The 12,686-nt window shown below is 70.2% G+C and carries 12 protein-coding genes; 6 read left to right on the forward strand and 6 right to left on the reverse strand.

Annotation, left to right across the window (positions count from 1 at the left end; genetic code table 11):
- Positions 1–76: 76 nt before the first annotated feature.
- The 3 genes from eccD (at position 77) to QH270_RS05025 (ending at position 3,777) form a co-directional block, all read left to right on the forward strand.
- On the forward strand, positions 77–1,543 hold the full coding sequence (eccD, locus tag QH270_RS05015; protein WP_280339150.1) for a type VII secretion integral membrane protein EccD: 1,467 nt from the start codon (positions 77–79) through the stop codon (positions 1,541–1,543).
- Complete coding sequence (gene mycP, locus QH270_RS05020) at positions 1,540–2,940, forward strand: type VII secretion-associated serine protease mycosin (protein ID WP_280339151.1); 1,401 nt, start codon at positions 1,540–1,542, stop codon at positions 2,938–2,940. The genes eccD and mycP overlap by 4 nt, the downstream gene beginning before the upstream one ends.
- An 84-nt stretch (positions 2,941–3,024) precedes the next feature.
- Positions 3,025–3,777: a potassium channel family protein gene (locus QH270_RS05025; RefSeq protein ID WP_280339152.1), complete on the forward strand. Its 753-nt coding sequence runs from the start codon at positions 3,025–3,027 to the stop codon at positions 3,775–3,777.
- Here the strand turns inward: QH270_RS05025 and eccB are convergent.
- Positions 3,774–5,267: a type VII secretion protein EccB gene (gene eccB, locus QH270_RS05030; protein ID WP_280339153.1), complete on the reverse strand. Its 1,494-nt coding sequence runs from the start codon at positions 5,265–5,267 to the stop codon at positions 3,774–3,776. The genes QH270_RS05025 and eccB overlap by 4 nt on opposite strands.
- A gap of 83 nt (positions 5,268–5,350) precedes the next feature.
- Here eccB and eccE point away from each other — a divergent pair, with 83 nt between their 5' ends.
- Entirely contained in the window at positions 5,351–6,994 is a 1,644-nt protein-coding gene (gene eccE / locus QH270_RS05035) for a type VII secretion protein EccE (protein ID WP_280339154.1), read from the forward strand.
- 75 nt (positions 6,995–7,069) lie between these two features.
- On the opposite strand, the gene QH270_RS05040 is transcribed toward eccE, so the two are convergent.
- Positions 7,070–7,630, reverse strand: a complete 561-nt coding sequence (locus QH270_RS05040; protein ID WP_280339155.1) for an NADPH-dependent FMN reductase — start codon at positions 7,628–7,630, stop codon at positions 7,070–7,072.
- 105 nt (positions 7,631–7,735) lie between these two features.
- Here QH270_RS05040 and QH270_RS05045 point away from each other — a divergent pair, with 105 nt between their 5' ends.
- Entirely contained in the window at positions 7,736–8,722 is a 987-nt protein-coding gene (locus QH270_RS05045; RefSeq protein WP_280339157.1) for a GAF domain-containing protein, read from the forward strand.
- On the opposite strand, the gene QH270_RS05050 is transcribed toward QH270_RS05045, so the two are convergent.
- Positions 8,723–9,532 carry an S-methyl-5'-thioadenosine phosphorylase gene (locus QH270_RS05050; protein WP_280339159.1) on the reverse strand — a complete coding sequence of 270 codons (810 nt, stop codon included), beginning with the start codon at positions 9,530–9,532 and terminating at the stop codon, positions 8,723–8,725.
- 147 nt (positions 9,533–9,679) lie between these two features.
- On the opposite strand from QH270_RS05050, the gene QH270_RS05055 reads away from it, so the two are divergent.
- Positions 9,680–10,021 (forward strand): metal-sensitive transcriptional regulator, encoded by a 342-nt coding sequence (locus QH270_RS05055; RefSeq protein ID WP_110037130.1) that lies wholly within the window; start codon positions 9,680–9,682, stop codon positions 10,019–10,021.
- On the opposite strand, the gene QH270_RS05060 is transcribed toward QH270_RS05055, so the two are convergent.
- The 3 genes from QH270_RS05060 to QH270_RS05070 all read right to left on the reverse strand — a co-directional run.
- Positions 9,978–10,880 (reverse strand): nitrilase-related carbon-nitrogen hydrolase, encoded by a 903-nt coding sequence (locus QH270_RS05060; RefSeq protein WP_280339160.1) that lies wholly within the window; start codon positions 10,878–10,880, stop codon positions 9,978–9,980. The genes QH270_RS05055 and QH270_RS05060 overlap by 44 nt on opposite strands.
- Before the next feature lie 106 nt (positions 10,881–10,986).
- The gene (locus tag QH270_RS05065; RefSeq protein ID WP_280339161.1) at positions 10,987–11,952 is read right to left on the reverse strand and encodes a helix-turn-helix transcriptional regulator; all 966 of its coding nucleotides are present in this window, start codon (positions 11,950–11,952) and stop codon (positions 10,987–10,989) included.
- Between the two features lie 142 nt (positions 11,953–12,094).
- Positions 12,095–12,686 (reverse strand): nitrilase-related carbon-nitrogen hydrolase (locus tag QH270_RS05070; protein ID WP_280339162.1); only part of this gene is annotated, 592 nt, incomplete at its 5' end.

Genomic DNA, 12,686 nt, shown 5'->3' on the forward strand with positions numbered 1-12,686 from the left:
ACGGTGAGTTCCGCAAACTGTCGATCGCCCGAGGGGTCGAGCGGAAACACGAGGTAGAGACGGAGTTGGGGGAGTTTTGACGCACGCGCGACTCGATCATCTGGAAGAGGATTCCGCGCGCGGCATCGTTCGCGCACCGGACCTTGCCCGGGTGACGATTCTGGCCAAGCACACGCAGGTCGACATGGCGATTCCGGTGGATGTTCCGGTCGCCCTCGTCATCCCGAGCGTCGTCGACATGGTCGCTCAGCACAGCCGGTCCAATGACTTCGACAACGACGGCGAACGCTACGAGCCCGCCGAATGGGTGCTCGCCCGGATCGGTCATCCCCCCTTCTCGAACTCGCTCAGCCTCGGCGAACACGGCGTGCGTGACGGCGAACTGCTCATGCTGGAGAGCGCCTCGCACACGGCGCCGACGCCGCTGTTCGACGACATCATGTACAACGTCGCGATCGCCGACGCCGAGCACTACCGCAGCTGGACGCCGAAGACGGCGCGCGTGACCGGTTCGGTGCTCGCCGCGATCACGATGCTGGTCGGCTGTTTCGGTCTGCTCGCCGCGCCGGACGCGCTGCCGTTCTGGGTGACGGGCTCGCTCGCGCTGCTGGTCGCGATCCTGTGCGTGGTCGCAGGCACCGTGCTCAGCCGAATGTACGGCGACACCGCGGCGGCGCTGGTCCTCGGTGGCTGCGCGCTGCCGACCGCCTTCGCCGCTGGGATGTTGCTCGTCCCCGACCATTACAGCTGGGCGCACCTGCTCCTCGGCGCCACCCTCTTCGGCGCCACCGCGGTTCTCGCGTGGCGAGTGACCGGCGTCGGGCTCGCGCTGTTCATCGGCGCCGCGACGGCCTCGGTGTTCACCATCCCGGCCGCGCTGGTCGGGCTGCTCACCGACCAGCCGCTCAAGGCCATCGGCGCCGGTGTCGCCGCCTTCGGCCTGGCCGGGCTCTCGCTCTCGCCGCGGGTGTCGATGCTGCTGGCCAAGCTGCCGCTGCCGCCGGTCCCCTCCCCCGGCACCCCGATCGACCCGACCGAGGACGATCCGGACGACCACCGCGCCCTGCCGACGCTGGACGCGCTGCGGGCCAGGTCGGAGCGGGCACGCAACTACCTCGCCGGCCTGGTCACCGCGACCACGCTGGTCACCGTCGTCGGCGCGCTGCTCGCGGTCGACGCGGGCGCCGACGACCCGTACTGGCCCGGCATCGCCCTGGCGCTGGTCTGCGCCGTGGTGCTGATGTTCCGCAGCCGCACCTACGCGGGCGCCGAGCAGGCCATCGTGCTGATCGCCGGTGGCGCGTCGATCGTGCTGCTCATGCTGATCGGCATCTCCCTCGAAATGCGCCAGCCGCTGGTGGTTTTCGGCGCCGCGCTGGCGATCCTGATCGCCGCGCTGGTGCTCGGCCTGATCGTGCCGAACCAGACGGCCACCCCGCCGATGCGCCGAGCCGTCGAACTGCTCGAATACGCGTTCGTCGCCGCGGTGCTGCCGCTGGTGTTCTGGGTCGCCGAGCTCTACTCCCTCGTTCGCGGGCTGTGAACGCGAGCCTGCGCGTCGCGGCGGCGGCCGTGGCGCTCGGTGTCGGTGTGTCGTTCGGGTTGGGCGCCGCGCCCGCCTCGGCCGACCGGCCACCCGCCGCCGATCCGGCGAACCTGCCCGCCGGTGACCCGGCCGCACCGCCGGAGAAGACCGAGGTCGGCTCGAACGCGGTGTGCACCACGGTGGCCACCGGTGGCGACGGACCCGCCATCCCGGAGGCGCAGCGGTCGCTCGGGCTGGAGCGCGCGTGGGAATTCTCCCGTGGCGCCGGGCAATTGGTCGCCGTCATCGATACCGGCGTGACCAGGAACGATCGGCTGCCGGACATGATCGCAGGCGGTGACTTCGTCGCGAACTCGGGTGACGGCGCCGACGACTGCGACGCGCACGGCACCTTCGTCGCCGGACTGATCGCCGCGACCAAGGTCGACGGGCAGGGCTTCTCCGGGGTCGCGCCCGAGGCACAGATCCTGACCATCCGTCAGACCAGCAAGATGTATCAGAAGGAAGGCGCCAACCGGAACAAGGCGCCCGAGGATCTGCCCGACGGGTACGGCAACCTGGCGACGATGGCTTCGGCGATCCGGCGGGCCGCCGACATGGGCGCCTCGGTCATCAATGTCTCCGAGGTCTGGTGTGGCACCAACAAGGGTGTCAACGACAGCGCGGTCGGCGCGGCACTGCAGTACGCCGTCGAGGTGAAGAACGCGGTTCCCGTTGTCGCGGCGGGTAATTCGGATACCTGCAAGACCGCCAACACGGTGATCGATCCGCTGGACCCGAATGCCGATCCGTGGTCGAAGACCGAGATGAACGTGAGCCCGGCTCGCTGGGACGACTACGTGCTCGCGGTCGGCTCGATCGACGCGAACGGCGCGCCGTCGAAGTTCACCGTCGCCGGGCCGTGGCTCAGTGTCGCCGCGCCGGGCGAGAACATGGTGTCGCTCAACCCGCGTGGCGCGGGGACCGCGACCGGGACGGTCAACCAGCAGGGGCAGACCAGCCCGATCAGCGGAACCAGTTTCGCGACGCCGCTGGTCTCCGGGGTGGTCGCGTTGGTGCGGGCCAGATTCCCGGAGCTCAGCGCCAAGGAAGTGATGAAGCGGGTGCAAGCGACGGCGCACGCGCCCGCCGAGGGGTGGAACCAGTACATCGGGTACGGCAGCGTCGATCCGATGGCGGCGCTCACCGCCGAGGTGACGGGCTCGCTGCCGCCGAAGCGGCCGTCGCCCGCGGCGCAGGTGCAGCTGGCAGTGCCGGCCCCGGCACCGGCACCGGACAACACCGCCAGGAACGTGTCGCTGATCGGCGCGGGCGTGGTCGGGCTGCTGTTCGTCCTCGGGATGCTTGCCTCGTTCCCGATCCGACGGCGGATGGGTGTGCGGGAAGACGTCTGACCCGGTGATCGACGGTGCCGCGCGGGTCCACGCGGTACCGTCGTCCTGCGCACCGCAGCGCATCCCGTCGACACAGGTAGCAGCATGGACTCGAGCGAAACACCCCTGACGCGCAGGCAGCGCTGGGAACGCGCGACCAATCTGCCGCTGATGGCACTGGCCGTGCTGTTCCTCGTCCTCTATGCCTGGCGGGTGCTCGACACCGATGTCTCACCGCGTCTCGACGCGGCGCTGGTGTGGGCCGACGTCGTGATCTGGGCGATCTTCGCCATTGATTTCGCCGTGCGGCTGCGCCTGTCCACCGATCGGCTGCGGTTCGTACGCAAGCACCCGCTCGACCTGCTGGTGGTGCTGGTGCCGCCGTTCCGGCCGCTGCGTCTCGTCCGCGCGGCCCTGCTGCTGCTCGACTCGCTCAACCGCGCGACGAAGCCGCGCACCCGCCTGGTGAGCTTCGTGGCGACGAGCTCACTGCTGATCCTGCTGCTGTCCAGCCTGGCCTTCTTCGACGCCGAGTACGGCGCGCCCGACGGCAAGATCAAGACCTTCGGCGATGCCCTGTGGTGGTCGGCGGTGTCGGTGACGACCGTCGGCTACGGCGACGTCTACCCCGTGACCACCGAGGGACGGTTGGTCTCCCTGGTCCTGATGACCCTGGGCATCGGCCTGATCTCCTTCGCCATCGGCACCATGACCAGCTGGGTCGTCGAGCAGCTCAAGACCGTCGACGAGGCCGCCGATCGCGCCGACCGCACCCTCACCGAGCTGGTCGAGGAGGTGCGCTCGCTGCGCGCCGAGGTCGCCGAGCTGCGGGCTCGCACCGAGGAACCGCCCGGCTAGTTGGCGGCCGGATTGACCGTCGCGACAGGCTGTTTCGCGGGCGACGGGTCGGGGGCGATGCCGTCGTGGGCGACCATCGCGTCCTCGCGGCCGAGGCTCGGGCCACCGGCGAGCAGGCCGACGATCGGCCACGGCGCCGGTTCGGCTTTCACGTTCTCCAGGCCGAGCGCCTTGACCGCGTCGGCGTTCTTGATGCCGAAGCGCACGCCGGTGTCGGCGATGTAGAACAGGCTGTCCTTGCGACGGCTGTCGACCTCGATGCCGGTGGTCTGGACGTAGGCACCGGTGGCGGGTGGGATGTAGACGGTGTCGGCGTTCGGGCCCGCCGCGTCGGCCTGGGCCAGGTTCACCAGCTTGGCCTTGTCCGGGATCGGCAGGTCGATGCCGACGAGCACGTCCAGCTCCGCGCGGGCGGTGGCGTCGGTGTTGTCCATGGCGCCGGCGATCGGCTTCCAGGTGATGCAGCTGACCGACTTGTCCTTCGCCGAGATCAGCGCGGGCCGGTCGGCCGGGTAGTCCTGCACCTTCAGCGGATTCCGCACGGTCGGCGCGTAGGTGCGGTCCGTCGACTGGATCGTGGTGCCGTTCATGACCGTCGGATAGAAGTTGCGGATGATCTGCGCGGTCAGCGCGGAGACCGGCTGCAGCCCGTCCTGGAGCACCACGTAGTTCTGGTTGGGCTCGTTGAAGACCTGGACGACGTCACCGATCCGATGCCCGCTGACGTTGTAGGTCGGCGTGCCGCCGGGGTTGTCGATCCGGGGCGTCTCGATCGGGAGTACCTCGGGGATGGCGTTCAGCAAGCCCTCGCTGATGGGGCGCGGCGTCACGCCGCCGATGCCGAGGGCCTGGATGACCGGTGCGTCGTCCAGCTTCACCCTGGCGCGCTTGTTCTCGTAGACGAGGTAGGTCGAATCCTTGCCCTTGACGAGCAGGGCCTTGCCGTTCTCCATCGCCGACGCCTTCGCGCCGAGGTCAGGATCGCCGGCCAGGACGGAGGTGGTCAGGTTCGCGGTGCCGTCGGACTTGAGCTGATCGCACACCGACCACGGGCGGCCCTTGCCGTCCTTGTCGTACATGATCGAGGAGGGGGCGCCGGGGATGCCGATCAGCTGGCCGCGCGGCTTCTTGCCGAGTTCGGATTCCTTGACGATGACCGCCTTGGCCGCTTCGCCGGCGGCCAGCCGGGCCGAGGCGAGGTTGAGGGCCGGGTGGACGACGTTTTCGATGACGACGTAGACGCCGCCGGATTCCTTGCCGATCAGGATCTTGTTGTCACCGATCTTGTCCTGCGGGCGCAGCAGCGCGAGGATGCCGCAACCGGCGAGGACGACCAGGCCGAGAACCAAACCGACCGCGTAGGCACGGGTCTGGGCGCGCATCGGATCGTGCAGCATACGGACGTCGCGACGCACCAGGGCGTGCTCCATCCGCCGCACCAGGAAGCGGTAGCCGCTGACCTGCCAGCGCGTGGTGGGTTTTGAAGGCATGGTTCCTCCCCCGAACAGTGCTCTCGTCCGCGCAACACAGTACAGTTCCCCGCAGCACTTGTTCACATTCGGGGGAGGAACCAATGGCCGAGTTCACCGGTGCCGGTCCGCGTCCGCTGTTCGGTCGTGTCACGTTGCCGCAGCTGCTCATCGCGCAGGTGCTCGGAATGCTCGCGGGCGTCATCGTGCTGGTGGTAGGCCTCGGGGCCTTGCCCGCGCTCGGCGTCGCCCTCGTGGTGGCCGTGATTCCGTTGATCCCGATCGGCAAGCGCACCGTCCTCGACTGGCTCGGCACGATCCGCCGCTACTCGGGCAAGCGCGACTACACCCTCGGCGACACCGTCGACTTCCGTGACACCGACGGGCGTTCACTCGGCCTCTACTGGGACGGCAGCCGCGTAGTGACCGTCGTCGAGGTGCTGCCGCCCAGGGGCGGGCTGACCAGGATCGCCCGCAACGCCGTGCACGCCTCCCACCTGCTCCCCCTGCCCGAACTCGCCGCCTGCCTCAACCAGCACGACATCCTGCTCAGCGGCATCGACATCATCAGCCACGGCCACCGCAGCCGCTCGGGCACGCCCGCGGGCGCGATCTACGAGTCGCTGCTCGGGCCGCTGCCCGCCACCGCGCATCGCACGGTCTGGCTGGCGATCAGCTTCGACGCGGTGCGGTGCCCCGACGCCACCGAGCGCCGCGGCGGCGGCACCGAGGGCGCCTCGCGCGCGGTCACCATCGCCACCCAGCGCATCATGCGCACGCTCGAGGACGCCGACTGCAGCGCGCGCATCCTCACCGCGCCCGAGATCCGCAAGGCCGTGCAGCAGATCACCGCCGGACTCGATCCGCGCACGCTGACCCAGCGGTGGAAGTTCGCCGAGATCGGCAACTCGGTCAATATCGGCAGCGCGGTCGATCCCAAGCAGCTCGGTTCGGATCTGCTCGCGCAGCTGTGGGTCGCGCCCTCGCGCGGCACCACGGTCGCGGTGCGGCTGCGGCCCGGCAGCGACGCCGAGTCGGTGAGCGTCGGGGCCGCCTGGCGGTTGACCGCCCGCGAGCTGCCGGAGAAGAGCAGCACCAAGGGCATGGTGTCGATGAACGGCCGTCATCGTGACGCGCTGCTCGCGCACCTGCCGATCGCGGTGCCGGGTCTGGACGACACCGTCCCCACCACCGAGTACCCGATCGATGTCATCGGAGCGCTGCACCTGCCCTCGGCGGGTTGCGGTCAGCTGCTCGGCTCCGACGACGAGGGCAACGGTGTCGCGGCCCGCATCATCGGCGCGGGCATCTCCTCGGTCTATGTGGCGGGCGAACTGTATCTGGCCCAGCAGTTGGTGTTCCGCGCGCTGGCGGTCGGTGAGCGAGTGCTCGTGCGGACCGACCGGGCGCATGCCTGGGAGCAGTTGGTGAATACCGTCGGCAATCCGGAGCGGCTCAGCATCGCGGTCGAAACGCACCAGTCCGACGCGGGTTTCACCGCGACGATCGTCGACGGTGTGCTCGCCCCTGCGCCGCACGCCGGTGTCACTACGATTTACCTGACCGGTGATCCGAACGGCTGGCCCGCCTCCCGTCCCGACCTGGAGATATTCCAGCCGGGTGCGATCGGGAACCGGGTCGTGCTGCGCACCGGCACCACCAGGGTCAATCTGACGCTGGTGTCGATCCCGCGCGAGGCGACCTACATCGGCCAGCCGCGCGGTCAGCGTTCGATGGCCAACGCCTGACCTGGCAGTGGCCGGCGACGGCTCGCGTCACCACGGAAGCCGCCCGGTCGGGCGCGAAGAGTACCGCCTGGCCGGTCAGCCCGGGTAGGGGTCGGCGGCACGGGCGGCGCGCAGAGTCCTTCCCCACCAGGCCAATTGGCCGAGCATCCGGCCGCAGGCATCAACGGCGGCCTTGTCGTCGGTCGCACCGGCTGCGTCGAAGCGGCGCTTGGCCTGGGCGAAGCTCACCGACTCGCGCACCGAGACCATGTGCAGTTCGGCGACCACCTGGCGCAGCTGCTCGACCGCGCGCAATCCACCCGACAGGCCGCCATAGGAGACGAAGCCGATCGGTTTGGCCCGCCATTCGTGTTTGGCGCTGTCGAGCGCGGTCTTCAGCGACGCCGGATAGCCGTGGTTGTACTCCGAGGTCACCACGGCGAACGCGTCGGCCGAGGCCAACCGGGCCCGGAACGCCTCGACCTCCGGCGTCTCGACGAGCTCGACCGGCAGCGTGAGCTCGCGCAGGTCGAGCACGCCGGCCTCGAATTCCGGCCGCGCCGCGACCATTCCGCGAAACCAGTCGGCCACCACCGGCGCGAACCGCTCGGGCCGGGTGCTGGCGACGATGATCTCCAACCGCAGCGGTGTGTCCATGCCCCGAGCCTATCGACCACGACCCCGCCCCGGCCGCGCGCGGGCGATCGGGCACGATGGACGAGATTTCCGCAGGTGGGACCGACGACGAAAGGGGCAGCACGGGTGATCATCGGACGGTGGCAGCTGGTGGAGACGCTGGGCGCACCGGGCACGTGGTCGATGCTGACCGCCGGGACGACGCCGCGCGAGTGGGCGTCGTATCACCGGGCCGTCCCCGCCGCGCTGCAACCGATGATCGAAGCCGCGCACACCACGGGTCAACCGGTCGAGCGGATGCTGCCGAAGTCCCGTAACCCGTGGTCGGAGCACCGGTTTCGGGCCGTGCCCGTGCTGTGGCCGGGCGCGCGGCCCCATGGGGTGAAGGTCTGGGTCGGCGAGGAGGCGCCCCCGGCGGACCTCGCTGTCGGCTCGTTCGTGGTCGACGCGCGGGCCAGGATCGTGCGCAGCCGGCCGGCCGGGCTCGGGCCGCATTTCGGTTCGGCGCCGGTGGAATACACGGGGGCCGAACCCTTCCAGCGGATCGAGCGATTCGATCGCGCGCTCGAGATCGTCGCCATCCTGAACCGGTCGGAGCCGGAGAGCCGATGGTCGGGCGTGCCCACGGTGCACTCGGCGATCGGCCCGCGATCACTGCTGGTGGCCGCGCGCAACGGGGTGGCGGACCGGCGGTTCACGTGGCGCGGCCTCGCCGTCGACGTCACCGACAGCGTTGCCCCGCAAGCCAAGTCGTTCGAGGCGGCCACGCTGGACCTGCTGCGCGACAGTCAGCCGGGGCTGTACCTGTGCATCCTGGACACCGCGCAGGCCAGGCAGGTCAGGTGGGTCACCGAGCCGGTGCCCGGCCTGCGCTGGCGCGGGATCGACGATCGGCTGATCCCGCATCCCGAGGACCGGGCCAGGATCGCCGCGGCGCGCGCGGAGATCCTGGCCGGGGCCGCCCGCGCCGAACTGGCCGGGGTCCGGCTGGCGACCGAGACCGACGGCTGGCTGGTCACCGACGTCGAGTTGACGCCGCTGCCCGCGGGCGCGGAGGGTGGCGCGGCGCCGCTGTTCGTGCTGGCCCAGCTGCGGGTCACGCCACCGGGGTGATCAGGGCAGTTCGAACGGCAGCGAGACTCCGGCGTGCACCCGGCAGCGCTCGCAGGTGTCCGCGCCGTCGACCGCGGCGACCGCGCGCCGCATGAGCTCCTTGAACGGGCCGAGGTTCTTCTTGAACTCGGCGAACACGTCCACCGCGTGCACACCGTCGCCCTCTTCCAGACCCGCGTCCAGATCGGTGACGAGAGCGACTGCGGCGTAGCACATTTCGAGCTCCCGAGCGAGCACGGCCTCGGGATGCCCGGTCATGTTGACCAGGTCCCAGCCCTGCCCGGCGAACCAGCGGCTCTCGGCCCTGGTGGAGAAGCGCGGGCCCTGCACGACGACCATCGTGCCGGAATCCTCGACGCGCAATTCCCCGCCGGCCGACTTCACGGCGGCCGTGCGCAGCTCGTCGCAGTACGGATCGGCGAAGGACACGTGGATGCCGCCGCCGTCGAAGTAGGTCTGCGGTCGGCCCGAGGTCCGGTCGACCAGCTGATCGGGCACCGCGACCGTGCCGGGCCCCCAGTCGGCGCGCAGGCTGCCGACGGCGCACGGCGCGAACACCCGGCGCACGCCGAGCGAGCGCAGCGCCCACATGTTGGCCCGGTAGGGCAGGGTATGCGGGGCGAACTCGTGCTGCTTGCCGTGACGCGGCAGGAACGCGACGGCGCGCCCCTCGACCGCACCGACAGCGATGGGTGCGCTCGGCGCGCCGTACGGCGTGTCGACCTCGACGTGGGTGGCGTCGTCGTCGAAGAAGTCATAGAAACCACTGCCGCCGATGACGGCGAGTGCGGGCCGGGGAAGCGAACTCATAGGATTGATTGTTCCGTCCGGCCAGGTCTCCCGCATCACCGGGACCCGCCCGGCGGCCGCCCATCTGACAATTCCGGCCGGAAACTGTACCCTAGGGGGGTATAAGCTCGCTCGACGGCGAGCATCCGGCCCGGCTAGGAGACTTCGGTGACAGCACCCACCCCCGACACCGCACCAGGCGACGAGCACGCGGGCCACGACCACGCCGGCCACGGCTACATCACCGCCAAGGACGACTACCTCAAGCGCCTGCGCCGCATCGAGGGCCAGGCCCGCGGCCTGCAGCGGATGGTCGAAGAAGAGAAGTACTGCATCGACATCCTCACCCAGGTCTCCGCGATGACCAAGGCGCTACAGGCCGTGGCGATGGGTCTGCTCGAGGACCACATCTCGCACTGCGTCGTCGACGCGGCCGTGGCGGGCGGGCCGGAGGCCGAGGCCAAGATCAAAGAGGCGACCGACGCGATCGCTCGGCTGGTTCGCTCCTGAGCTCGGCGCCCTGATCGCCGGGGACGGGCTCGGGTGCGAGCTCGACCTCGGCGAACAGCAGCCCAGGACTGCCCGCCGGGAGCGGCTCGACCAGGTCGAGCCCGTCGGGCCCGAGGACGCGCGCGACCCCGCCACCACCGCTGAGCAGCCGGTATTCCGGGGACCGCGCGTCGACCACTTCCCAGCCGGTCATCGGAACCAGGGCCGTCGGCGCGACGACGGCTACCCGGCTCGCTCGGGCGTAGTCCGCGCTGACGGTGTTGTTCACCGCCGTCACCCCGGCACCGTCGTCCTCGTGATAGACCGTGAACCCCGACCACGCCGCGATGTGAACCTGTTCCCACCACAGGTCCACCCGCCGCCGTGGGCACAGATGATCGGCGCCCGCCAGCATGCCGATCCGCCCCAGCTCGGTGTCGTACACCACCGGCGGTTCGGTCCCGGCCGTGAACAGCTCCCGCTCCAGCGCCGTGGGCCGCACCTTGCGCGCGAACTCCATCCGGCCCGCGGGACTCACCAGCACCTGGGTCATGAACAGGTCGCTGCCCGCGCGTTCGGCGAACCCGAGCGCGACCCACATCCCGGTCCGCCTGGCCGCGTGCGCGATCGCGCGCAGCTCGGCCCCTTCCCTGGTCATCGCGTTCGCGAGATAGCGGCCACGGAACTCCGAGCCCCAGTCGACCGAGTTCAGCCACAACCACCAGGGATAGCCGGGCAGGAAGGTCTCCGGGAACGCCACCAGCTGAGCGCCGCCATCGGCCGCGTCCTCGATGAGGCCGATCGTCTGCTCGATGCCGACCGCGAGCTGTAACCAGGCGGGTTCGGCCTGCACGGCCGCCACCCGAATCCGATCCGCCATGGTGACCGCTCCTCGTACTCAACCGCTCGCTGAGAACCAGTGTCGCCCAGCGGAACCCGTCCGGGTCAGTCCGTCGGTGCCAGATCGCTGACAATCCGTGCCAGGCTCAGCCGGCGTGGTTGTGCCGGAATTCGCCGGGCGTCATGCCGGTCTCCCGCTGGAAGACTCGGTAGAACTGCCGTTCCGAGGCGAAGCCCGAACCGAAGGCCACCGCGGCGGGCGGCAGCGCGCGGTGCCGGATCAGCAGCGCCTTCGCGTGCCGCACCCGCAGCTTGCGCAGGGTGACACCGAGGCTGTCGCCGGAGCCGTCGAAGACGCGGAAGAGCGTACGGCGGGAGATGTGGCAGGCGCGGGCGACCTCGTCGGCGGTCAGCTCGGGATTCGTGCAGTGTTCCCGCAGGTAGATGAGCACCTGTTCGCGGTTGAGCGAATCGCGAGAGGTTTCGATCGGACGCATGCCCGCGGTGAGCATCACCGCCGAGCCGACCAGATCCAGCGCGTTGACCGCCAGCACGTCGGCCTGGTCCGGCGCCTCCTGCCGAACCCTGGCGAGACCGCGGAAGAAGCCCGCGACGACACCCGCGGCGCTGTCGGCGGGGACCGTCACCGCCGTGGGCAGGTCCACCTGGGCCAGTCCGGGTTGTTCGCGAAGCAGCCGGAGCGGAACCTGCACGACGACCTGCTCGAACGCCGAGCTGTTCGTCCAGTGGTACGGCTTGGACGTGTCGTAGAAGACCATGTCGCCCTGGCCGACGACGGCCGAGCGCCCGTCCTGGTGCAGGCACGCCCGCCCTCTGGTGTGGATGCTCGCCAGCAGGTACTCGTCATCGGAACGAGACAGGTGCGTCTTGGAGCGGCGGAACTCCTGGTTGCTGCCCGCGACGGTCGTCAGACTGAAGTCCGCCGGGCCGGCCAGCGAACCAGACGTGACGCGACCGTAGAACGGCTGGTCGGGCTGGGTATCGACCGCCAGCGGCACGTACGTCTCCGACATCAGCGCTTCCCACTGTTCACGCGCTTCGCTCAGCGAGGTCGACGACGAGAATTCGAGGATTGTCGGCTCGATGGCCATGGACAGCCAACCTCCGCGTGCGATGAGATCGGGCGTAGCCGTCGCTACGGCACCGGCTCAGAATAGCGTCGCGAACCGGTCGGCTCAATCCGGAAATCCGCCCGTAACCAGCGAATTCCTCTCTACGAAAACCTCTTTCGCGTCAGGCGCGGGCGGGCTCGCGCCGGGCGATCCGGCCGCTCGGCGTCCGGCATTCGGACCCGCGCTGCGCGGAAGCCGTCCGCAGCCCACGGCTGACATCGATGTCGGCGAACAGCAGGCCCTCGGCGCCTTCGTCCAGTGGCGGGGTGAGCTCGAGCCCGCCGGGGCCGAAGATCCGGGAGACTCCGCCGCCGCCGCGCAACAGCCGACGGTCCGGTAGCCGCGCGTCGACGACTTCCCAGCCGGCCACCGGCACCACGGCGACGGGCGCGAGCACGTAGGTCGCGCTGTCCATCGCGTAGCGCACACTGGCGGAGGTGTTGAGCTCGGGGCCCCACTCCTTGCCCTCGCCGTAGTACACGGTGAAGCCCGACCACGCGGCGACGTGGATCTGTTCGCGTTCCTCCTGCATGCGGGCGCGCAGGGCGGGGCGCAGGTGGTCGGCGCCGCCGAGGACGCCGATCCGGCCCACGGTGGTATCGCGTACCAGCAGGCGTTGTTGGAACGCGCCCGGGGAGGCGGGGGTTCGGTTGAGCGCGCGTGCCGGCGATCGTGTCGTGGCCGCGATCAGCGACGCCGCGCTCGCCCAGATT

The sequence above is a fragment of the Nocardia neocaledoniensis genome (assembly GCF_029868625.1).
GTDB classification, from domain to species: Bacteria; Actinomycetota; Actinomycetes; order Mycobacteriales; family Mycobacteriaceae; genus Nocardia; species Nocardia neocaledoniensis_A.